The organism is Pseudomonas sessilinigenes (assembly GCF_003850565.1).
GTDB lineage: Bacteria > Pseudomonadota > Gammaproteobacteria > Pseudomonadales > Pseudomonadaceae > Aquipseudomonas > Aquipseudomonas sessilinigenes.
Window position 1 is genome coordinate 3,080,351 of record NZ_CP027706.1, and the last position, 22,290, is coordinate 3,102,640.

Annotated in this window: 14 protein-coding genes; 9 read left to right on the forward strand and 5 right to left on the reverse strand. The window is 67.2% G+C overall.

Translation table 11 applies throughout. From position 1 onward, the window contains the following. The first annotated feature begins 15 nt into the window (after window positions 1-15). From C4K39_RS14320 to C4K39_RS14350, 7 genes are all read left to right on the forward strand, one after another. Complete coding sequence (locus tag C4K39_RS14320) at window positions 16-858, forward strand: VOC family protein (protein ID WP_124346741.1); 843 nt, start codon at window positions 16-18, stop codon at window positions 856-858. Then, window positions 858-2,018, forward strand: a complete 1,161-nt coding sequence (locus C4K39_RS14325) for an FAD-dependent monooxygenase (protein ID WP_124346742.1) — start codon at window positions 858-860, stop codon at window positions 2,016-2,018. Before C4K39_RS14320 ends, C4K39_RS14325 begins: the two co-directional genes overlap by 1 nt. Further along, window positions 2,015-2,473, forward strand: a complete 459-nt coding sequence (locus C4K39_RS14330) for an acyl-CoA thioesterase (protein ID WP_124346743.1) — start codon at window positions 2,015-2,017, stop codon at window positions 2,471-2,473. Before C4K39_RS14325 ends, C4K39_RS14330 begins: the two co-directional genes overlap by 4 nt. Continuing rightward, on the forward strand, window positions 2,470-3,249 hold the full coding sequence (locus C4K39_RS14335; RefSeq protein ID WP_068583343.1) for a maleate cis-trans isomerase family protein: 780 nt from the start codon (window positions 2,470-2,472) through the stop codon (window positions 3,247-3,249). Before C4K39_RS14330 ends, C4K39_RS14335 begins: the two co-directional genes overlap by 4 nt. After that, a complete protein-coding gene (locus tag C4K39_RS14340; RefSeq protein ID WP_068583345.1) occupies window positions 3,242-4,426 on the forward strand; it encodes an acetyl-CoA C-acyltransferase in 1,185 nt (394 codons plus the stop codon). The genes C4K39_RS14335 and C4K39_RS14340 overlap by 8 nt, the downstream gene beginning before the upstream one ends. Window positions 4,427-4,505: 79 nt before the next feature. Next, entirely contained in the window at window positions 4,506-5,417 is a 912-nt protein-coding gene (locus C4K39_RS14345) for an SMP-30/gluconolactonase/LRE family protein (protein ID WP_053129384.1), read from the forward strand. Window positions 5,418-5,576: 159 nt separating this feature from the next. Beyond that, entirely contained in the window at window positions 5,577-6,731 is a 1,155-nt protein-coding gene (locus C4K39_RS14350; protein WP_124346744.1) for an OmpP1/FadL family transporter, read from the forward strand. 420 nt (window positions 6,732-7,151) lie between these two features. On the opposite strand, the gene C4K39_RS14355 is transcribed toward C4K39_RS14350, so the two are convergent. Genes C4K39_RS14355 through C4K39_RS14365 form a run of 3 tightly spaced genes read right to left on the reverse strand, consistent with a single transcriptional unit; the run spans window position 7,152 to window position 12,906 of the window. Continuing rightward, window positions 7,152-8,609: an efflux transporter outer membrane subunit gene (locus C4K39_RS14355; protein ID WP_124346745.1), complete on the reverse strand. Its 1,458-nt coding sequence runs from the start codon at window positions 8,607-8,609 to the stop codon at window positions 7,152-7,154. After that, window positions 8,606-11,743, reverse strand: coding sequence for an efflux RND transporter permease subunit (locus C4K39_RS14360; RefSeq protein ID WP_124346746.1), 3,138 nt, complete (start codon window positions 11,741-11,743; stop codon window positions 8,606-8,608). Before C4K39_RS14360 ends, C4K39_RS14355 begins: the two co-directional genes overlap by 4 nt. 14 nt (window positions 11,744-11,757) lie before the next feature. After that, window positions 11,758-12,906, reverse strand: coding sequence for an efflux RND transporter periplasmic adaptor subunit (locus C4K39_RS14365; RefSeq protein ID WP_164487286.1), 1,149 nt, complete (start codon window positions 12,904-12,906; stop codon window positions 11,758-11,760). A 197-nt stretch (window positions 12,907-13,103) separates the two neighbouring features. On the opposite strand from C4K39_RS14365, the gene C4K39_RS14370 reads away from it, so the two are divergent. Both C4K39_RS14370 and C4K39_RS31980 read left to right on the forward strand, forming a co-directional pair. Further along, a complete protein-coding gene (locus tag C4K39_RS14370; RefSeq protein WP_068583360.1) occupies window positions 13,104-13,886 on the forward strand; it encodes an IclR family transcriptional regulator in 783 nt (260 codons plus the stop codon). Between the two features lie 7 nt (window positions 13,887-13,893). Further along, window positions 13,894-14,511: a TetR family transcriptional regulator gene (locus tag C4K39_RS31980; protein WP_068583362.1), complete on the forward strand. Its 618-nt coding sequence runs from the start codon at window positions 13,894-13,896 to the stop codon at window positions 14,509-14,511. A 47-nt stretch (window positions 14,512-14,558) separates the two neighbouring features. Here C4K39_RS31980 and C4K39_RS14380 read toward each other — a convergent pair whose 3' ends face one another. Together C4K39_RS14380 and C4K39_RS14385 are read right to left on the reverse strand one after the other, a co-directional pair. Continuing rightward, complete coding sequence (locus C4K39_RS14380; RefSeq protein ID WP_124346747.1) at window positions 14,559-15,908, reverse strand: coiled-coil domain-containing protein; 1,350 nt, start codon at window positions 15,906-15,908, stop codon at window positions 14,559-14,561. Beyond that, the gene (locus C4K39_RS14385; RefSeq protein ID WP_124346748.1) at window positions 15,905-22,279 is read right to left on the reverse strand and encodes an AAA domain-containing protein; all 6,375 of its coding nucleotides are present in this window, start codon (window positions 22,277-22,279) and stop codon (window positions 15,905-15,907) included. Before C4K39_RS14385 ends, C4K39_RS14380 begins: the two co-directional genes overlap by 4 nt. Between the last annotated feature and the right edge of the window lie 11 nt (window positions 22,280-22,290).

The following is a 22,290-nucleotide window of genomic DNA, read 5'->3' on the forward strand; positions in this document are numbered from 1 at the left end:
AAAGGAGTACCGAAAATGGCAAACCAGCCCGTTCTCAAAGGCGTCCACCACAGTGCCAGGCCCATCTGGAAACTTCGTGAGACCGTGGAGTTCTACCGCGACAAATTGGGGCTGCCGCTGGTTCATGCGATCTCGGCCCGTGGTTGGGGACCGTCCAACCACCCCGATTTCCTGCACTTTTTCTTCGACAGCGGCCAGCACAGCACCATCGCGTTCTTCTACTACATCAACACCGAGCAGCCGGACTACACCCAGCCCGTAGCGGACTACCGCTACGAGGCCACCCACACCGCCTGGCGCGTCGACAGCCGCGAGGAGTTGCTGGCCTGGCGCGAGCGCCTGGAGAGCCAGGGCATCGCGTTGATCTTCCAGATTCGCCACGAGCTGATCGAGTCGATCTACTTCAACGACCCGAACGGCTACTACCTGGAGATCACCATCCAGGAGCGGCCGATGGACGCCCTGGACGCCGAGGATGCCACCCGCACCCTGGAAGCGGCCATGGCCCTGGAAGACGGCCTGCAGGCCGGTGGCGGTGCATTCACCAGCATCGACCAGGTATGGCGGGCCAAGGCCAGGGCCATCGATCCCGGGGCCGACGACGAGCTGGCCTTGTACGTGCTCGATGCGCCGGAGTTCTCGCCGTTGGTGCAAGCGGCGCAGCAGGCCAGCGGCGTGCACCTGGAAAAGCTCGGCAACGGCTACTGGAAGATCACCAGCGAAGACGCCCTGGTGTTCGAGCGCAAGCAGCTGGGCTTTGTGCCGGCCTTGTGGAACGCCGCGTTGACCGGTGGCTTCGTTGGCCAGGTGAGTGAATTCGACCGTTATCGGTTGCAGATCAGCCGGGGAGAGCAGTGATGAAGATCGCGATTGTCGGTGGCGGCCCTTCGGGGCTCTACCTGGGCTTGCTGCTCAAGCGCGGCGCGCCGGACTGGCAAGTGGAAGTGGTGGAGCAGAACGCGGCGGACGCGACCTTCGGTTTTGGCGTGGTGCTGGCCGACAGCGGGCTGCAGCAACTGCGCGAGGCCGACGAGGCGTCCTATGATGCCCTGTGTGCCGCCACCAAGCAGCACGAGCACCAAGTGATCGTGCAGGCGGAAACCGCCATCGATATCCGCCTGCCGGTCAAGGGCGGGGCCATTCCACGCCTGACCCTGTTGCAGATCCTCGAGCAGCAAGCCGAAGCCGCGGGAGTGCGAGTGCATTACCGCGAACGCCTGGAAAGCCTCGCCGACCTGGCCCGCCTGGGGCTGGACGACGCCGATGTGGTGGTGGGCGCAGACGGTATCAACTCGGTGGTGCGCCGGGCCTTCGAAGGCGGTTTCGGCACCACCAGCAGCACCCTGGGCAACCACTTCGCCTGGTACGGCACGCCCAAGGTGTTCGACGCCTCGGCGCTGGTGTTCCGCAAGTATGGCGGCGGGCATTTCGTGGCCCATTACTACGCCTACAGCGACACCATGAGCACCTTCGTCGCCGAGTGCGACGACGCTACCTGGCAGCGCCTGGACCTGGGCAGACTCAACGACGGCCAGCGCCAGGCGCTGATGGAAAAGATCTTCGCCCCCGAGTTGCAAGGCGCGCCGTTGCTCGACGGTGGCGCCCGGGTGGTCTGGCGCCAGTTCCCGGTGATCCGCAATGCCCACTGGACCCATGGCCGCCACGTGCTGGTGGGCGATGCCCTGGCCAGCGCGCATTTCTCCATCGGCTCGGGCACGCGCATCGCCATGAACGACTCCATTGCCCTGGCCCGGGCGCTGCTCGATTGCAGCGGCGATGCCCTGGCTGGCCTCGCGGCCTACGAGCAGGGCCACAAGCCCAGCAAGCAGAAGCTGATCCGCGCCTCGGAGCGCTCCTACCTGTGGTACGAGGACATGGCGCGCTGGATGGACGACTACAGCGCCGAGCAATTCGTCTACCAGTTCATGACCCGCACCGGCCGCGTGGATGACCAGCGCCTGCGCCGCGAATACCCGGAACTGATGGCGCGCCTGGGTCGTGTCGGGAGCCCGGCATGAACGAGAGTGTCGAGATGGTCGTCGACCATCAGCCGTTCACGGTGCGGCGCACGGTGCGCTGGATCGATTGCGACCCGGCGGGAGTGGCCTTCACCGGGCGTTTCAGCGAGTACCTGATCGGTGCCGTCATGCACTTCTACCGGCATATCGGCTGGGGCCCGGGGGCCAAGGGCGAGGCCAATGTCGGCCTGCCTTGCAAGCACATGGCGCTGACCTTCCACGTGAGCCTGCCGCCGGAAACCACGGTGGACATCGTGATCCGGGTCGGGGCGATTCGCGAGCGCAGCTTCGACCTCTTGGCCCATGCCCGGCTGGCGGACGGGCGCCTGGCCTTCGAAGGCGTGTTCGCGCCGATCTGCATCGAGCCGCGGGAGCGCCTTGGGGTGCCGATCCCGCCTGCCCTGCGAGACATCCTGCAGTTCCACCACATCACTGATGAAGGGGGCCGCCCATGAACGCGACCTATCGAATTGGCCAGATCGTGCCCAGCTCCAACACCACGATGGAAACCGAGATCCCGGCGATGCTCCATGCCCGGCAACTGATCCGGCCGCAACGTTTCACCTTCCACTCCAGCCGCATGCGCATGCACAAGGTGACCCGCGAGGAGCTGGAGGCGATGAACCGCGAAGCCCTGCGTTGCGCGGCCGAGCTGGCGGACGCCCGGGTGGACGTGATGAGCACCGCCTGCCTGGTGGCGATCATGGCCATGGGCAACGGCTACCACCGCAAGGTCCAGGAGGAGCTGACGGCCATCGCCCGGGCCAACCAGTGCCAGGCGCCGGTGATGACTTCGGCCGGGGCCCTGGTCGAAGGCCTGAAGATCATGGGCGCCAAGCGCATCTCCTTGCTGGCGCCGTACATGCGCGGCTTGTGCGACCGAGTGGTGGAATACATCGAGAGCGAAGGCATCGAGGTGGTCGATTCGATCGCCTTCGAGATCCCCGACAACCTCGAGGTGGGCAAGCGTGATCCGGCGTTGTTGCTCGAGGATGTGCGGCGCCTGGATACCCGGGGCGTGGACGTGGTGGTGCTGTCGGCCTGCGTGCAGATGCAGTCGCTGCCGTCGATCCAGGCGGCCGAGGATGCCCTGGGCATTCCGGTGACTTCCACTGCGGTGTGCACGGTACGCCGCATGCTCGACCACCTGGGCCTGGAGCCTGTGGTGCCCGGTGCCGGGGCGTTGCTCTCGGGGCGTTATCCGGCGGTGAAGGAGGGCGCTCATGCGTGAGGCACTGATCGTCTCCACCGCGCGCACGCCGATCGGCAAGGCCGGGCGTGGCGCGCTGAACCACATCAAGTCACCGACGCTGATGGGCCATGCCCTGCGCCATGCCGTCGAGCGCGCAGGGGTCGAGCCCGGGGCCATCGACGATGTGGTCATCGGCACGGTGCTGGCCGCCGGGACTGCTGGCTCCAACCTGGGGCGCAATGCGGTGTTCGCCGCCGGGTTGCCGGTCTCGGTGAGCGCGCAGACCCTGGATCGCCAGTGTTCCTCGGGGTTGATGGCGATCGCCACGGCGGCCAAGCAGATCATCGTCGATGGCATGGACGTAGTGGCCGCGGGCGGCCAGGACAATATCTCCGCGGTGCAGCAACGCTATTTCCAGTGGGTCGCCGACGAGCAGGATGACGCGGTGATCCAGGCAGTACCCCATGCCTACATGCCGATGCTGCAAACGGCGGAGGTGGTGGCACGCAAATACGGCATCAGCCGCGAGCAGCAGGATGAGTTCGCCTATGTCTCGCAGTTGCGTACCGCCCGGGCCCAGGCCCAGGGGCTGTTTGCCGATGAGATCGTGCCCATCGAGGTCCGGCAGCAGATCGTCGACAAGCTCACCGGGGTTTCCCGCTTGCAGGCGCTGACCCTGCACCAGGATGAGGGCAACCGGCCCGAAACCACGCTGGACGGCCTGGCGCGCCTGGCGCCGGTGCTCGATGGCGGAAGCATCACCGCCGGCAATGCCAGCCAGCTGTCCGATGGCGCCAGTGCCTGCGTGCTGGTGGACCGGCGCCTGGCCGAACAGCGGGGCTACAGCGCGCTGGGCCTGTATCGCGGCATGGCGGTGGCCGGGCTGGCGCCACAGGAGATGGGCCTCGGCCCGTTGCTGGCCATTCCCAAGCTGCTCAAGCAGCACGGCCTGCAGGTCCAGGACATCGACCTGTGGGAGCTCAACGAGGCGTTCGCCTGCCAGGCCCTGTATTGCCAGCGCCAGCTGGATATCGACCCCGAATGCTGCAACGTCAACGGTGGCGCCATCGCCATCGGCCACCCCTACGGCATGACCGGTGCGCGCCAGGTGGGGCACGCGCTGCTCGAAGGCAAGCGGCGCAAGGCGCGCTACGTGGTGGTGTCGATGTGCGTCGGCGGCGGCATGGGCGCAGCGGGGTTGTTCGAGATCGCTTGACGGTGGCGGCCCGCGCCATGGCCCTGCCTGGGGCCGGGGCCGCCACCCACCAGACAACAAACCAGAGGTAGTACGCAAAATGACCGTAGAACAAGAACAATATGCACTGAACGAACTGACCCGCGGCCTGTACTTCGGTGAAAGCCCGCGCTGGCGTGACGGCACCCTGTATGTCTCGGACATGCTGGGCAAGAAGGTCTATGCCATCGATGCCGCCGGCAATCGCCGGGTCATCGCCGAAATGCCCCACAAGCCCAACGGCATGGGGTTCTTGCCCAATGGCGAGCTGATCCTCAGCTCCATGCACGAAGCCCGGCTGTACCGCTACACCCCCCAGGGCCCGGAACTCTATGCCGACCTGTCCGCTGTGTTCACCGGTTATGTCGGCGACATGGTGATCGACCCGCAGGGTCGGATCTATGTCGACGATGTCGGGGCCCGGGTCTTCGAGGGTGAACCGCTCAAGCCGGGGCGCATCGTGATCGTCGAGCCCAACGGCGAGATCTCGGTGGGGGTGGAGGACTGCAACTTCCCCAACGGCATCGTCATCACCCCGGACCAGAAGACCCTGGTATTCGTCGAGACCTTCGCCGAGCGCCTCAGCGCGGTGGACATCGTCGACGGCCAGCTGGTCAACCGCCGCGTGCTGCTGGACCTGACGCTGCTGTTCCCTTCGCCAGAAGACCGTGCCCGCAAGCGTGGTTGCGTCGATGGGATCTCCATCGATGCCGAAGGCGGCATCTGGCTGAGCATGCTGCGCGCCGAGCAGTTCATGCGCATCAGCCCCCAGGGCGAAGTCACCCACCGCATCCCGATGCCGGGCTACGAATGCGTGGCCAGCACCTTTGGCGGCGAAGACGGCAAGACCCTGTTCCTGGTGGCGACCAAGGTCGAGGGCGACAACATCTTCGAGGCCATGGTCAACCTGCGCACCGAAACCACGATCTTCACCACCCGCGTTGCCATCGGCAAAGGTGCGGGCCGCCCCTAGCCCCCGGGGCTGAGTGACAGCGGGCGCCTGGGCGCCCGCGCTTGCCTTGTCTGCCTATCGACGGTGCCTGCCCGCCAGCAAGCGCCCCGGGCGACGCTGTGCCCGGCGCAGGACCGCCAACCATTGACCTGATCACAACAACTACAAGGAGCCAGGGTCATGAACAGATTTTCCCGATTGCTGCTCGCCAGTCCGCTGCTGGTCGCGACCACCGCGGGCGCTTCCAACGGACCGCAGTACGCCGGCTACGGCGCCCAGGCCATGGGCATGGGCGGCGCCGCCATCGCCAACCCCACCGACGCGGTAGCGGCGGTCAACAATCCTGCCGGCATGGGCCGGGTCGGCACCCGGATCGATGGCAGCCTGACCGCCACCACCGGGCAGTTGCGCTCGAACGTGCAGGGCGCGAAGAACAGCGATGACGTGCTGGTGTTCGTGCCGGGGTTCGGCGCCAACTACCAGTACCGTCCGGACATCACTGTCGGCGTCGCGGTATCCGGCTATGGTGCCGGTATCGACTACGGCAAGTCGGTGCCGGCCTTCGGCACCTCGAAGGTCAAGTCCGAGCTGGTGCAGATGCTGGTGGCGCCCACGGCCACCTACGAGTTCCAGCCGGGGCACTACCTCGGCCTGTCGCTCAAGCTGGGGTATGAAACCCTGATGCTCCACGGACTGGAGAACTTCGGCGCAAGCAACGACCGTGACTATGCCCTGGGTGCTGGCCTGGGCATCGGCTACCTGGGGACCATCGCCCCCGGGCTGCGCCTGGGCCTGACCTACTCGAGCCCGGTGTGGTTCCAGAAGCTCGAGGCCCATGAGGACATCATCCCCAATGGCCGCCTGAACATGCCGCAGCAGGCAGGCCTCGGCCTGGCCTATGACTCGGGACCCTGGACCTTCGCCTTCGACTACCTGTGGATCGACTGGAGCAGCGAGAAGGCCCTGGCCAATTCACTGACCCAGGGCGGGCCACCGGGAGCCGGCAACGGGCCGGGGTTCGGCTGGCGCGACCAGCAGGTCTTTCGCTTTGGGGTCAACTACCACTACAGCGAACGCCTGCAGTTGCGTACCGGTGTGTCCCTGGCCAATCACCAGGTGCCGGATCGCGAGGCCACGCTGGTCTCCATCGCCCCCTGCAACCAGCCCAAGAGCCTGCACCTGGGGCTGACCTACCAGGTCTCGGACCAGTTGGAGGTGACGGGCGCCTACATGTACGACTTACGGCACATCACCAAGGGCGAGGGCGCCAGCGAAGGTGTCGAGGCCGGTGGCGAGCTGCACATGCTGACGGTGGGCCTGGGCTACCGCTTCTAGTCCTCAAGGGTTCCAGGCATGGAAGCCTGGGCAGGGCCGGCGCTCACCAGGCCGGCCGCTGTCCGTCCGCCAGGAGGGCATGGTGCGGCCCGGTGCCCACGATCACCGGGCCGTGCCACTTTTAAATCACGTTCCTCGCACCCTGAACTGCGCCCCCCGGTCTTCAAAGGCCAGGGTGATGGGTTTGTGGTGAGTGACGCCGCAGGCCTCAGGCGGGCCAGGCGCGGGGGGCAGGGCATTGCCCTGGTTGATCGGTATGTGTTCGGCCGGTGCGAGCCGGGATGGGACGGGCAATAAAAAAGACCAGCCATGCAGTGGGGAACTGCATGAACTGGCCAAGCGGGAAGAAACCCGTGGTGTCACCTGGTCCTGGGCGTTCGGGCGAGCGGGGCGTGGCCGCTCGCCTGAACGCCCGCTCAACTACTGCTTGCCGCCTTGGCCTTGGGTGGCCAGGGCCAGGGGCTCGTGGCTGTCCCAGCCACCGCCCAGGGCCTTGAACAGCTTCACTTCGCTGCTGAGCTGGTTCAGCCGATCGCGGATCAGCTGTTGTTGCGCGCCGAACAGCTCACGCTGGGCGTCGAGTACCGCCAGGTAGCTGTCGACGCCTTCGTCGTAACGCTGGTTGGCCAGTGCGTAGTACGCCTGGTCGTTGTTCACCAGGTCGCGCTGGGCCTGCAACTGCTCGCCGAAGGTGCCCCGGGCCGCGAGGCCGTCGGCCACTTCGCGAAAGGCGGTCTGGATGCTTTGCTCGTAGGCCGCGACGTTGACGTCCTTGAGCACCTTGCGGTAGTCGAGGTTGCCGCGCAGGCGCCCGGCCGTGAAGATCGGCAGGTTGATCTGCGGTGCGAAGCTCCACAGCCCCGAACCACCCTCGAACAGGCCATCCAGCTCGCGGCTGGTGGTGCCGGCCGCGGCGGTCAGGCTGATGCTCGGGAAGAACGCCGCGCGCGCCGCGCCGATGTCGGCATTGGCGGCCAGCAGGCGATGCTCGGCGGCGCGGATATCCGGGCGCCGTAGCAGCAGGTCGGCCGGCAGGCCCGGGGTTGGCGCGGCCAGCGGTTGCTCGAAGGCCGTGGTCCGCGACAAGCCGGCGGGCAACGCGGTGCCGAGCAGCAACTGCAAGGCATTGACGTCCTGGGCGACCTGGCGGGTGTACAGCGCTTGCTGCACTCGCGCGGTTTCCACCAGGCTGCGGGCCTGGCGCACATCGAGCGCCGACGCGGTGCCGACTTCGCGACTCGACTGGATCAGCTCCAGGCTCTGCCGGTAGCTGGCCAGGGTCGAGCGTGCCAGTTCCAGTTGTTCCTGGTCGCTGCGCCAGGTCAGGTAGGCGATGGCCACATCGCCCACCAGGGCGATCTGCACGCCACGCTGGGCCTCGGCACTGGCCAGGTATTGCTCCAGCGCCGCCCGTTCCAGGCTGCGCAAGCGACCGAACAGGTCGACTTCATAGGACAAGCCCAGGGCCACGCTGTACTGGCTCTGGATTCCGGCTTTGCCGCTGGGCGACAGGTCGGCGGGCTGGCGCTGGCGACTGCCGCCGGCGCTGGCATCGACGCTGGGGAACAGCGCCGAACGCTCGATCCGGTGCAGGGCACGGTAGGCCTCGACATTCAAGGCGGCCTGGCGCAGGTCGCGGTTGTTGTCCAGGGCCGTGGCCACCAGCGTGCGCAGCGACGGATCGCGCAAGAACAGCCGCCAGTCCAGGGCCGTATCGCCGGTCTCGGGCTGGGCCTGGTTGGCGGTGGTCGCCTGGTCATAGGCCGCGCCCTGGGGCCAGGCCGCTTGCACGGGGGCAGTGGGGCGCTGGTACTCGGGGATCAGGCTGCAACCGCCCAGGGCTAGGGCCAGGGCGATCGAGAGGCCGGTGCGCTTCATGCCGTTTCTCCTTCAGCGGCTACCGCTGGCTTGTTGCGTTCGAACACTTTCACCACCACTACGTAGAACAGGGGCACGAAGAACACCGCAAGCACCGTGGCGGTGATCATCCCGCCGACCACACCGGTGGCGATGGAGTGCTGGCTGCCGGCGCCGGCACCCGAGGCGATGGCCATGGGCAGTACGCCGAAGGTGAAGGCCAGGGAGGTCATGATGATCGGGCGCAGGCGCAGCTTGGCGGCCTCGATGGCAGCCTTGGCCAGGGGCAGGCCTTCCTTCTCGTAGAGTTCCTTGGCGAACTCGATGATCAGGATCGCGTTCTTCGCCGACAGGCCGACCGTGGTCATCAGGCCGATCTGGAAGTACACATCGGCCTCCAGCCCGCGCCACAGGGTGGCCAGCACCGCACCGAGAATACCCAGCGGCACCACCAGCATCACCGACACCGGCACCGACCAGCTCTCGTACAGCGCCGCCAGGCACAGGAACACGATCAGCACGGTCAGGGCGTAGAGCATGGGCGCCTGGTCGCCGGTCTGGATCTCCTCGTAGGACAGGCCGTTGTAGCTCAGGCCGATACCCGCCGGCAGTTGCTGCATGATCTGGGCGATGGCCAGCATCGCATCGCCGGTGCTGTAGCCGGGCGCCGGTTCACCGAGGATCTGCACCGCGGGAATGCCACCGTAGCGTTCCAGCTTGGGCGAGCCGTAGATCCACTCGCCGGTGGCGAACGCGGAGAACGGCACCATCTGCCCCAGGCTGTTGCGCACGTACCATTTGTCGAAGTCTTCCGGGGATATCCGCGAGCTGTCCACGCCTTGCAGGTAGACCCGCTTGACCCGGCCCAGGTCGATGAAGTCGTTGACGTACATCGAGCCCCAGGCCGCGCTCATGGTTTCGTTGATCGCCGCGATGCTGACCTGCAGGGCACGGGCCTTCTCGTCGTCGATGCGCACCTGGAACTGCGGTTCGTCGTCCTTGCCGTTGGGGCGTACCGAGCGCAGCTTGGGGTTCTGCGCCGCCAGGGCGAGGAACTGGTTGCGCGCGGCCATCAGCGCCTCGTGCCCGAGGCCGGAGTTGTCCTGCAGGAAGAGGTCGAAGCCCATGGCGTTGCCCATCTCCAGGATCGCCGGCGGCACGAAGGCCATCACCGTGGCGTCCTTGATCTTGGCGAAGCGCTGGTTGGCGCGGCGGGCGACGCTGAACACGTCCTCACCTGCGGCCTTGCGCACGGCCCAGTCCTTGAGCACCACCAGCACCAGGCCGGAGTTCTGCCCGCGGCCGGCGAAGTTGAAGCCGTTGACGGTCATGACGTGCTCGACGCGCTCGCCTTCCTCGTTGACCAGGTAGTCCTTGACCTCCTGGAGTACCGCTTCGGTGCGTTCGGCCGTGGCGTTGAGCGGCATGCGCACCTCGGCCATCATCAGGCCCTGGTCTTCGTTGGGCAGGAACGCCTTGGGAATCTGGGTGAACAGAAAGCCCGTGCCACCGGTGATCAGCACGAAGGCCAGCAGGTAGCGCCCACGATGCTTGAGCATGCCGCCCACGCCCCGCTCGAAGCGCTGGGTGCTGCGCTCGAAGGTGCGGTTGAACCAGCCGAAGAAGCCTTTCTTCTCGTGGTGCGCATCGCCCTTGGGGGCCTTGAGGATGGTGGCGCACAGGGCCGGGGTGAAGATCAGCGCCACCAGCACCGACAGGCCCATGCAGACCACGATGGTCACCGCGAACTGCTTGTAGATGATGCCGGCCGAGCCGCCGAAGAAGGCCATGGGCACGAATACCGCCGAGAGCACCATGCCGATGCCCATCAGCGCGCCGGAGATCTGCTGCATCGACTTGCGTGTCGCCTCCAGCGGCGACAGGCCTTCCTCATGCATCAGGCGTTCGACGTTCTCCACCACCACGATGGCATCGTCCACCAGCAGGCCGATCGCCAGGACCATGGCGTACATGGTCAGCACGTTGATGCTCAGGCCGAACAGGGGCAGCAGGGCGAAGGCCGCCAGCAGCACCACCGGCACCGCCAGGGTCGGGATCAGGGTGGCGCGGATGCTCTGCAAGAACAGCAGCATCACCAGGAACACCAGGGCCACGGCTTCGAAGATGGTGTGGATCACCGAATGGATCGACGCTTGCACCACTGGGGTGGTGTCGTAGGGGTAGATGACCTCCACGCCCTCGGGCAGGTAGGCCTTCTGCTTCTCCAGCACCGCCTTGACCGCCTTGACCGTCTCCAGCAGGTTGCCGCCGCTGGCCAGGCGCAGGGCCAGGCCGGCCGATTCCTTGCCCTTGTACTTGGAGGAGATCGCGAAGTTGTCCGAGGACAGGCTGACGTTGCCCAGGTCCTTGACCCGCACTTGCGAGCCGTCGGCCTTGACCTTGACCAGGATCTCCTCGAAATCGGCGACGCTGGTCATGCGCGTCTTGCCCAGCACCGTGGCGTTGAGCTGCACGCCGGAACGGGTCGGCAGGCCGCCGAGCTGGCCGGCGGAGACCTGCACGTTCTGCTCGCGAATGGCCTGGGCCACGTCGCCCGGGGTCAGCTGGTAGCTGTTGAGCTTGCCGGGGTCGAGCCAGATGCGCATGGCATAGGGCGAGCCGAACAGCTGGAAGTCGCCAACGCCGTTGATCCGCGAGATCGGGTCTTGCAACTGCGAGGCGATCAGGTTGCCGAGGTCGAAGTTGTCCAGCTTGCCGGTGTTGTCCACCAGGCCGACGATGAGGAAGAAGTTCATCTGGTACTTCACCACGCGCAGGCCCTGGCGCTGGACCTCCTCGGGCAGGCGCGGGGTGGCCAGTTGCAGCTTGTTCTGCACCTGGACCTGGGCGATGTCGGGGTTGGTGCCCTGCTCGAAGGTGACGATGATGTTCATGCTGCCATCGGCGTTGCTTTCGGCGGACATGTAGCGAAAGCCGTCAAGCCCGGCCAGCTGCTGTTCGATGACCTGGACCACGGTGTCTTGCACGGTCTTGGCCGAGGCGCCGGGGTAGCTGACCTGGATCGAGACCGCGGGTGCGGCGATGTTGGGGTACTGGCTGACGGGCATCTTCAGCAGCGACAGGGCGCCGGCGAGCATCGCGACGATGGCCAGCACCCAGGCGAAGATCGGCCGGTCGATGAAAAAACGAGACATGGATCAGTGACTCCTCAATGGGCCTGGGGGCCAGCGGCGGCACCGAACTCGGCCACCAGCTTGACGTTGCCGGCCGCCACCGGCTTGACGGCCAGGCCACTGCGCACGCGCTGTACGCCTTCGGTGATCACCCGCTCGCCATCGGCGATGCCGGCGCCGATCAGCCAGGCGTTGCCCACGGTGCGCAGGGTCTGCAGTTCGCGTTGTTCGACGGTGTCGTCGGCCTTGACCACCCAGGCAGTGGGTACGCCGCGGGCATCCCGGCCGACCGCTTGTTGCGGGATCAGGATGGCGGCCTGTTGCTCGCCTTCCTTGAGCTGGGCATGGACGAACATGCCCGGCAGCAGCTTGCGGTCGGGGTTGGGGAACTCGGCGCGCAGGGTCACCGAGCCGGTGGTGGGATCGACGCTGACCTCGGAGAACTTCAAGGTGCCCTTGAGCGGGTAGGGGGTGCCGTCGTCCAGGGTCAGGCTGACTTGCGCCTGGTCCGGGCCGCTGGCCTGCAAACGCCCGGACTCCAGGGCCTGCTTGAGGCCCAGCAGCTTGGTGATGGGCTGGTTGACGTCGACATAGATCGGATCGAGCTGGGTCACCGTGGCCAGGGCCTGTTCCTGGCCGTTGGTCACCAGTGCGCCCTCGGTGACGGCCGAACGCCCGATACGTCCGGAGATCGGCGCCAGGACCTTGGTGTATTGCACGTCGATACGGGCCATCTGTGCGTCCGCCTGGGCTTGTTTCCAGGTGGCCAGGGCATCGTCGTACTGCTGCTGGCTGACAGCGTTGGTCTTGAGCAGGCGCTCGTAGCGCTGGGCCAGGTTCTGCGCGGTGAGCAGGCTGGCCTCGGCCCGGGCCAGGCGGGCCTGGTAGGTGCGCGGATCGATCTGGTACAGCTGCTGGCCGTCCTTGACTTCGGCGCCTTCGACGAACAGCCGGCGCTGGAGGATCCCGGACACCTGGGGCCGGACTTCCGAGACGCGATAGGCCGAGGTCCGGCCCGGCAGGTCGGTGGTCAGGGTCAGTGCCTGGGCCTTGGCGGTATAGACGCCGACCTCCGGCGCGGGGGCGGCAGCCATTTCCGTCTCCTTGGCGCCGCAACCGGCCAGTAGGCACAAGGCCGCCAGGGGAATGAATGGCCGCGCACACAAAGCTTGCTTGAGTCTCACGCTCGTCTCCTGTTGTGGGACTGAATAGTCAAAAATTACGACTTGTGGTCCGTATTGCGATACAGTGTACCACCATGAGATTCAGCTAATGCAAGCTCGGATTTGCTCGGCTGGCCTGATCGGCCGCTTGCCACTAGAGTGGCGGCCAATTCACAGAACCCGGCACGACGGCCTCGCGGCCAGCCCCAAGGAGTCGTATGAATGATTCGGAAGAAAGCAGCGCCAAGCACGGCGGGATACAGGTCATCGCGCGGGCCGCGTCGGTCATGCGGGCCTTGGGCAGCAACCCCCAGGGCTTGAGCCTGGGAGCCATCGCCCAGGTGGTGGAACTGCCGCGCTCGACGGTGCAGCGCATCATCAATGCCCTGTGCGTGGAGCATCTGGTCGAGACCCTGGGCCCGGCTGGCGGCTTTCGCCTGGGCCCGGCCTTCGGCCAACTGGTGACCCAGGCCCAGGTCGATATCATTTCCCTGGTCAGGCCATACCTGAGCGCCCTGTCCGAGGAAGTGCAGGAGTCGACTTGCCTGGCGTCGCTGTCTGGCGACAAGGTCTATGTGCTGGATCGCATCGTCGCCGAGCGTGAGTTGCGCGTGGTGTTCCCCATCGGCATCCATGTGCCGGCCACGGCCACTTCCGGCGGCAAGGTGCTACTGGCGCAGTTGTCGAGCGAGGCCCAGCAGGCGCTGCTGCCCGATCCGTTGCCCGTGTGCACCCCCAAGAGCCTGGGGCGTGCGGCGTTGCTGGAACAGTTGCGGGCCATCAAGGGTCGTGGCGCAGCCAATGACCAGGACGAGTACATCGAGGGCCTGTGTTCCTACGCGGTGCTGCTGGACACCTACCTTGGCCATTACTCGATCTCCATCGTTGCCCCCAATTCACGGGCGGCGGCCAGGGGCGAGGCGTTCCAGCAGGCCTTGCAAGCGTGCAAGCAGAAGATCGAGGAGATGATCGGCCGAACTCCTCGCGTGGCCCAGGACTAGCCCGGCCATGGCCAGGAAGACCGCAGCCGAGGCCGCGCGCACCCGTCGCCGGATCCTGGAGGCCGCCAGTGAACTGTTCTCCCGGGAAGGGGTGTCCAGCACCACCCTGGATCAGATCGCCCGGCAGGCCGGGGTCACGCGGGGGGCGATCTACTGGCATTTCAAGGGCAAGCAGGACCTGCTCGATGCGCTGTTCAGCGAACAGACCCTGCCCCTGGAGAACGACCGGCCGCAAGCCGTGGATTTCCACCGCGGCTGGCAACGGCTGCACGACGACCTGGTGGCCACCGTCAGTGGCGAGGGGCCGCGCCGTCTTTCGGAAATCATGCTGTACCAGGGCGCCTGCGGCAGCGACCCCAGCACCCATCAGCGGCGGCTGGACTGGGTCAGGGGGCTGCTCCAGCTGCATCTGCGGCGGCTGCTGGAAACCGCCGTGTCGCGCCAGGAACTGCCGCCCAGCCTCGATGTGCCGGGGGTGCTGGAGTTCTGTTGCATCGCCATTACCGGCCTGTTGTATGAATGCCTGCATGACAACCCGCACCCGCAGGAGGCGATCTCCGCGACCCTGGCGGTGCTGCAGCATGTGGCCAAGGCCCCGCCCCGGCACCTGTTGCTGGAGGGTTAGGGGGCGTGCCAGGAGGCGGGAAACCCAAGCGCTGCTGGGCGATCGGCTCAAAGCGTCCGCTGCTGGAGGTTCGCCGCCTCTCGTTCCTCGCCCATGACCGTGGCTTCCTTGAGCGGCACCTCGCCCACCCCCAAGGCGCGTTCGATCAGCAGTTCGCCGCCGCTGTCCTTGAGCAGCGCTTGCAGGCGCTGGAATTCGTTGCACCAGATCGTCTCGATATCCCGATCGCGCCCCTTGTCCCGCTGTGGGTCGAGGGCCACTGCGCGCACCTGCAGGCGGCCGTTGTCGGCCTTGCCACCGACTTCGACGCCGTAACCTGGGGTGGCGCTCTTGCGCAGCACCACCTTGCCGGACTCGGCCCAGGCGGTGGCCATGCCTTCGCGAACCTCGTAGCCGAGCCGGGCCAGCCCCTCGAGCATGGCCTGGCGCCGGGCCAGTGCAGCCTGGGCCTGTAGCACAGCGGTGAGCGCGGCCTCGCATTCGGACTTCAGCGCTTGCAGCAGCGCCAGGTCGCTGTGCTCGTGGCACTCGGCGACCTGGCGCAGCAGGGTTGCGTGATCGGCCGCGGCGTGGGGATGGAGTTCGCTGGCCAGGTCCTGCACCTGGCCGAGCAGTTCGCGGCGCTGCTGGAAGTCGCGCGTGGCCTCGGCCAGTTCGATCACCAGGCTGTCGAGCAACAGGTTGCGCTGCTGCGCCTGCTCCTGGGCTTCGGCCCGGGCCAGCCGTCGCAGGAACGGGGTCGCGGCTGGCGCGCCCTGGAGCAGTTGCAGTTCGGCGATATGCCGGTCGATGCGTTGCAGGCGCGGATCACGCTCGGCTGGCTGTTGCGCGGCGATCCACTGTTCGAGGCTGGCTTGGGGTGTCTCTTCGCGCAGTTGCCGGGCCAGTTCGCGTTGGCGCTCGCTCAAGCTGTCCGTCTCGTCGACCCTGGCCAGCTGGCTGAAGCCCTGGGCCAGGACCTGCTGCGCATGGTCGAGGTCGGCGCCTTCGGCCAGGCGCGCCACGTCTTGCAACAGCTCGGGCGCAACCGCTGCCTGTGCGGCGCGCAGGGCGCCGAGCAGGGTCGCGGCATTTTCTTGCTGGCGGCGCTGGCGCTGGCGTTGCTCGGTCGCACGCAGCACCGCGCGTTCCTCACGTTCTGTCTGGTCGCGGCGCAGGTACTCGATCTCGATCGGCACGGCTTTCTGCAATTGGGCGAACTGTTCCTGGCCGAGCAGGGCGCGCAGGCGCTCAGCGCGGGCACGGGTAGCGTTGCGTTGTTCCTCGTTCAATTCGCCGAGCCTGGCGGCCTGGGCTTCCCAGCGGGCCACGGCCTGTTCCAGGCGCTGCAGATGCCCCTCGCACAGGGCGATGATTTCTTCGCGGGTGACGATCCGTACTACCTTGGGACCACTCATGGGCAGATCTCCGTATCGCTGGAAGGGGCCGTGACCGGATCTGGCTGGGCGGCCGGCAGTGCCCGTTCGATGGCCTCGCGCAGGCGGGCGCGTTCGTTGTCGCCATCGTGGTACCAGGCCTGGGACGACACCCGGTGGATATGCGGGATCGCCCGGCGCAGGACCGAGGGGCGCCAGATCTCCCGGGCGCGGGCGCGTTCCAGCAAGGTGTGGCTGGGGGCGTCGCATTCGATGCCGATGGCGTAGGTGCCGGTACCGGGGTTTTCGATGGCAAAGTCCAGGCCGAAGGCGTCGCCCTCGCTGGCCGGCGCGGCCTGCCAGCCCTGGGCCTGGAGGTATTGGCCGACGATCCTGGCGAAGCCGTCGCGATCCTGGCCCTGTCCGCGTTGCAGGTCGCCGCGGTCGGTCTGCAGCCGGTCGAGCAGCTTGCCGGTGTAGTCGAACTCCCCGGCGCACAGCGCCCGGGCGTATTCCAGGTAGCCTTGCAGGTAGTCCCTGGGGCTGGCCGGCGCACGGTGGGTATTGAGCATGTCGGAGATGTCGCCGATGGGCATCGAGGTGATCATCACCACCTTGTGCCGTGCGCGGGTGACTGCCACGTTCAGGCGCCGTTCGCCGCCGGTCTGGCCAAGCACCCCGAAGCTGCGGCGGAAGGTGCCCTGGCTGTTGCGGCCGAAGGTCGAGGAGAAGACGATCACGTCGCGCTCGTCACCCTGGACGTTCTCCACGTTCTTGACGAACACCGACATGTCCTCGCCGTCCTCGCTGCGTTCGCGCTCCTGGGCGTAGGCGCTGCGGAACAGCTCGTCCTGGGCGGCGTGGGCCTCCAGGTGTTCCTCGATCAGCTCGGCCTGCTTGCGGTTGAAGGTCACCACGCCGACCGAGGGGCGCTGCTCGTAGGGTTGGCGCCACAGCTCGGCCAGGTACTGCACGACACGCTCGGCTTCCTGGGCGTTGCTCTGGTTCTGGTACAGGCCTTCGACCTGGATCAGCTCCAGCGGCTTGACCCGCTCGATGCTGGCTTGTGGATGGCGCACGGGCACATTCAGGCGGTTGCCATAGAACGAGGCATTGGAGAAGCCGATCAGCTCGCGGTAGGCGGAGCGATAGTGGATCTGCAACGTGGTGCTGGGCAGGGCATTGCGTGCCAGTTGCAGCAGGTCGGGGCAGTCCTTGATCTCCCGGCGGTTCCAGGTGTCTTCGAAGGCCTCGCGTTGCTCCTGGTCGGCTTCTGCGTCGGGTTCGTCGCCGTCGAACAGTTCGGCTTCGTCGCTTTCCACCCGGCTGGAGAAGAACGCCGTCGGCGGCATCTGCTTCTCGTCGCCGCTGACCACCGTGACCTGCCCGCGAAACAGGGTCGGCAGGGCGAACTCCACCGGCATCTGCGAGGCTTCGTCGTAGATCACGGTATCGAACAGGCCGGCCTTGAGCGGCAGCACGCGACTGGCCACGTCCGGGTTCATCAGCCACACCGGGCGCAGGCTCATCAGCCCCAGCGGAGCACCCAGCTCGATGAATTCGCGCAGACGCCGCGAGCGCTTGCCGGTGAGCCGGGTCACGTCTTCCCATTGCTTGCGATTGCCCAGGTGCGAGGGGTCGATGCCCTTGGCCAGCAGCTCGCGGTTGAGCTCGCGCATGCGGGTATCGGCCTGGGCCAGGCTGGCGACCTTGGCCTGGGTTTCGTCCTGGCCGTACAGCAACTCGGGATGGGTTTGTTCGATGCGGTGCTTCCAGCCCAGCCGCGCCTCGCGGTTCAGCAGACGGCGCACGGCAGCTTCCAGTTGCTCGGGCGCCAGGGCGTCCAATTGCGCCTGGCGTTGGCGTAGCAGGGCCAGCAGCTCCAGCTCCTCCGCGCCCAGCAGGCTGGCTCGGCCACGGAACGCCTGGTAGGCGCCGAGGCAGGGCAGGGCTTGTTGCAGGCGGGCCAGGGGCAACTCGTTGCTCTGGTTGTGCTCGATAGCCTGTTGCAGTTGCCCAAGCAGTTCGGCGCCCAGCCAGTGGCCGAGCAGCTTGAGCTGGTCGAGGCTGGTCTGGCGTACGCCCTGGCGAATCAGCGAGGCGTCCAGGTCACCGAGCAACGCTTCGAACTCGCGCTTGTCGCCGCTGAGCACCGCAGCGTCGGTCTGGTGGGCGCGGGGCGATTGGGCCAGGGCCTGGGCCAGGACCTGGATCTCCAGCAGTTGGCGGATGTCGTGGGTGACCGTCGCGCTCAGCTCCAGGCCGGCTTCGGGGGCCGGGGCGTCCAGTCCCAGCTCCCGTTGCAGGGCCGTGAGTTCGGCGCGCAGCGGGCGCCATTGGCGCTCCAGGTCGATGGCTGCGTGCAGTGCGGGCAGGACTTCCTCGATCCGGTTTTCACCCTGTTCCTGCAGGAACTCGCGCAGCCGGCCACGGCGCAGCAGGTGCAAGGGGTTGATCCGCGACCACCAGGAACGGGCGGCCATGACCTTGGCGCAATCCTGGCCCAGGCTGCCGAGGCGCTTGTGGTCGATCAGCCCCAGGGCGGGCGACAGCGCCGCCTGGTAGCGATCTTCCGGCAACTGGCGCAGTTGCTGCTGCAATTGCCGCAGCTCGTCGAGGATGGCCTCGCCACGGGGCAGCGGCTCATGCTCGCGCAGGCGGAACAGCGGTAGCCAGCGGGCCAGGCGCAGCCGCTGCTGCGGCTCCAGGGCGAGCAAGGTGGCGACGTGCGCCGCCATCCATGCGCGGTAGGGCACGGGGTCGTTGATCTCGAAACTGGCCGGATGCGCTTGCAGCGTGGCCTGGCGATCGGCCTCGGCCTGGGCGAAGTCCCGCAGGTTGTCTTCGAAGGCTTGCAGGGTCGGGCGATCGGCGGCGAAGGCTTGCAGCTGCGCCAGGGGGCTGCCTTCGTAGCGTGTCGGCAACCACAGGCGAACCAGCGGCGCGCAGCGCTCCTCCAGGTGGGTCAGGCTGGCGGGGTCCAGGGGCGCCAGGTGCTGGCGCAGGGCCGGGAACTCCAGGGGCGCGGGGCCATCTTCCAGTTCGATCAGCTCGCCCAACAGGCGGCGATAGCTCAGGCCGCTGGCCGGGTCCGGGTGATGCAGGCTCTGATGGTAGCGATCGAGCTCGCCCTCGAGGGCCTCGATCCGCGCCGCCGTCTGTTCACGCTGGCGCAACCAGCCCTGGCTGTCGCCACCAGCGACGAACAGGGCCTCCAGCTGCTCGCGGATACTGCGGATGATCGGCTCGCGGTCGCGGTTGACGTCGTTGAGCATGATGATGCGCTGGCCAAGCCCTTCGGCCACCAGGCGTTTGTGCACCACCTCCAGCGCCGCATGTTTCTGGCAGACGATGAGCAGGCTGCGCTGGCGGCCGATGGCGTCGGCCACCATGTTGACGATGGTCTGGCTCTTGCCCGTGCCGGGTGGCCCCTCCACCAGCAGGCCGGGGCCTTGCCGGGCCTGGAGCACTGCCGCTTCCTGGGACGGGTCGCTGGCCACGGTGAAATAGCGCTGCAACTCTCCGGGATCGGCCGGTGGCTGTTCGTCCTCGCCATTCCTGAGACGCAAGGCGGTCTCGAGGCCCGTGCCGTTGGGTGACAGCGACTTGAGCTGGCGCAGGTCTTCGCCAATGGCCTGGCCCATGAAGGTGACGTGGAACAGCACCGCCGCACAGGCCAGTTCGTCCTGGTAGGGCGCGACCTCTACCGTGCTGGCCGGCAGGCTGGCGAAGGTGCGCGAGCGTACGCCGGCCAGCATGCCGAAGGCATCCATCACGTCGCTGGTGCGGATGGACGAGCGGCCGAGCAATTCATCGGCGGTCTTGCGCCAGAGTTTGCAGGTCTCGGCGCCGAGCACGCTGTCCAGCGCGGGGTTCAGGCGCACCTCTTCGCGTTCGCCGTCGAAGGCCAGCCGCGCGTTGCCGCGCTGGCCCAGCTCCAGCAGCAGTTTCACCGGCCACAGCAGCAACGGGATGATCCGCGGGCGGGCGTTGCCGCGCGGGTCGCGGCTGAGCAAGAAGGGGAAGCCCAGGTAGAGACCGTCGATGCCGGTATCGCGCTTGTACAACGCGCTCTGGCGGTACAGCGCATGCAGTCGGGCCTCGATCCGCGGATCGGCCTGGAAGCATTCCGGGTCGAGGTTCACCGCGCGCTCGTTGCGTTGCAGCAGGTGGTCGAGCAGGGCGGCGGCGGGGCGGCGCTCGCTGTGCAATTCGGCCAGGTCGACGCGGGCGGTGGTCTTGCCGATGTTCATGCGCACCAGCGGGCCGCGCATCACCGCGGTGACCACCTTCTTTTCGAAGAAGTCGAGGATCTGTGATACGTAGTGCTGCTTTTGCGGCTCCAGCCACTGGCTCTCGGGAATGGCCAGCAGCACCAGTACCTTGGCCAGGGGCATGCGCCGTTCCAGGCGAAACTGCTCGGCCCACTCATCCACCGCCGGCACGCCGCTGCGGGCGAAACCACGGATGCGTTCGTCGACGCTGCGGTACAGGTCCTGGCGCGGGTGCTCAAGCAGTGTGCTTGCTTGCTCGCTGTCGAACCAGCCGACCTCGGTGCGCTGGGCCAGCTCGGTGGCTTCCTGGATGATCGAGTCGGCCGAGCGAAATTGCTCGATGGCGGCGCTGAGCAGCACGATCAGGTCTTCTTCGGCGATCACTCGCCGTTCCGACAGGTAGGCCAGGCCAGGATGCTCGGTATCCGGCAGCAGGCGCTGGCGCTCCTGCCACTGGGTGGCGAGCCTGGCGCGAGAGGTCGACAGCAGGTAGATGCGCAGGGTCTCTTCCACCAGTTCGACCTGCTGGTGCAGGGCGCGCTGGCGCACCTGCTCGGCGCGCAGCTTGAGGCGCGACAGCCAGTTGTCGGTCTGCAGCTGCTCCAGCAGATCGGGAACCGAACCGCTGATCAGCCGGTAGCCTTCCAACGGGTGTTCGAGCAACCAGCCTGGGGTGACGATGTCGCCGCGATGGATCAGCGGCACTTGCGGATTGAGCAGCTTGAGCGCCAGCATCAGGCGCAAGTCGTCTTCCAGGCCGTCATGCTGGACCACCTGGCGCAGGCCGGCGAGCAGCGAGGAGGGCAGGCCGAGCTGTTCGGCCCAGGTCACGATCACCCCGCGCAGCAGGTGGTCCAGGGCCTGGGCCCAGTGTTCGGCCTGGGCCGCGGCCAGGGCGAACACCCGGGGTTTGTGGTAGTGGCGCTGGCCCAGCTGCAAGGTGGCGCCTTCGCCGTCGTCGCGCTCCTGGAACGACGAGGCCGGCGCCGCGACCGGATGGCCATCGAGCCAGGCCTCGACCTCGGGCCACTGCCAGCGCTGGTGCCGGTCCCGGGCCAGCAGCCCGCGCAGCAACAGGTTGAGCCCCGGGTCCAGGTCATCGGGGATCGGCACCCCGTTGGCCAGTACATGAATAAGGAAGGCATTGGCATGGATGCCTTCGAAACAGGCGCCCTGGGTCAACTGCTCGAGCAGGATCATCCCCAGGCTCCACCAGTCCGAGGCCGCGGCTACCCCACCGGCGATGGCCTCCGGGGCCATGTAGCGGCTGGTTTCCAGCGGCGACACGATATCCAGGTCGAACTCCGACAGGCGCGCCGAGCCGAAGCCGCTGATCACCAGGTCCAGCGGCTCGTGGGCGCGTACCAGCAGGCTGGCGGGGCGCAGGTCGCGATGGCGCAGCCCGGCTTCGTTGAAGGCATGCAGCGCCTGGCCCAGTTCCCGGACCACATGGCGCACGCTGTCGGTGTCGCGAATGATGCTGCCCAGGTCCGCCAGGGTGCCGCCGCTGAGCTCTTCGATGACCTCGTAGGCCCGGCCGTCCCAGCGTCCGGTGGCGATGATCTCGGGCACATGCGCACGGGGCAGGCGGCGGATCACGTCGTAGATCGCCGGGTCGGGTTCGGCGCCGGGGCGGTAGAGCGTCAACACCGCCTGGAGTGGCGTTGCCTGGTGGCTGGCCAGGTAGCGTTCGCGCACGCCGTCGGTGCTGCTGATCTGGCGGATCAGCGCCCAGCCGTCGATCAGGGTCTGGCTGGCGCTGGCCGGGTCAACCTCGGCATCAGGAAGTGCTGGCCCAGGTGCCGCGTTGCCAGGGGGCTGGGCCGGGGGCGCGTCGCACTCCAGGCACATCAGGTCGCCTGGTTCCATGGCATGGCCGTTGCTGCAAACCAGGCCCGGCGCGGTGGTCTCGGGCTGGGCCGGGGCCTCTGGCGGCGGGCTGTCCTGGCCTGGGCCGTGCTGGGGCACGGGATCTTGGGGCATGGCGTCTTGGGTGACGATGACCTGGGGCCGCCAACCGTCGGCGCGCAGCGGTTCGCCGGCCAGGTCCCAGTTACAAGGGTGCTGGTCGACGGTGCCTTCGCAGAACAGCTCCTGGAGTGGGCGTTCGGTCTGGCAATTGGGGCAGAAGCGAATCATCGGGAGAATTC

Coding starts and splice junctions, on each gene's coding strand:
- C4K39_RS14320 (WP_124346741.1), top strand. CDS start 16: ATGGCAAACCAGCCCGTTCTCAAAGGCGTCCACCACAGTGCCAGGCCC.
- C4K39_RS14325 (WP_124346742.1), top strand. CDS start 858: ATGAAGATCGCGATTGTCGGTGGCGGCCCTTCGGGGCTCTACCTGGGC.
- C4K39_RS14330 (WP_124346743.1), top strand. CDS start 2,015: ATGAACGAGAGTGTCGAGATGGTCGTCGACCATCAGCCGTTCACGGTG.
- C4K39_RS14335 (WP_068583343.1), top strand. CDS start 2,470: ATGAACGCGACCTATCGAATTGGCCAGATCGTGCCCAGCTCCAACACC.
- C4K39_RS14340 (WP_068583345.1), top strand. CDS start 3,242: ATGCGTGAGGCACTGATCGTCTCCACCGCGCGCACGCCGATCGGCAAG.
- C4K39_RS14345 (WP_053129384.1), top strand. CDS start 4,506: ATGACCGTAGAACAAGAACAATATGCACTGAACGAACTGACCCGCGGC.
- C4K39_RS14350 (WP_124346744.1), top strand. CDS start 5,577: ATGAACAGATTTTCCCGATTGCTGCTCGCCAGTCCGCTGCTGGTCGCG.
- C4K39_RS14355 (WP_124346745.1), bottom strand. CDS start 8,609: ATGAAGCGCACCGGCCTCTCGATCGCCCTGGCCCTAGCCCTGGGCGGT.
- C4K39_RS14360 (WP_124346746.1), bottom strand. CDS start 11,743: ATGTCTCGTTTTTTCATCGACCGGCCGATCTTCGCCTGGGTGCTGGCC.
- C4K39_RS14370 (WP_068583360.1), top strand. CDS start 13,104: ATGAATGATTCGGAAGAAAGCAGCGCCAAGCACGGCGGGATACAGGTC.
- C4K39_RS31980 (WP_068583362.1), top strand. CDS start 13,894: ATGGCCAGGAAGACCGCAGCCGAGGCCGCGCGCACCCGTCGCCGGATC.
- C4K39_RS14380 (WP_124346747.1), bottom strand. CDS start 15,908: ATGAGTGGTCCCAAGGTAGTACGGATCGTCACCCGCGAAGAAATCATC.
- C4K39_RS14385 (WP_124346748.1), bottom strand. CDS start 22,279: ATGATTCGCTTCTGCCCCAATTGCCAGACCGAACGCCCACTCCAGGAG.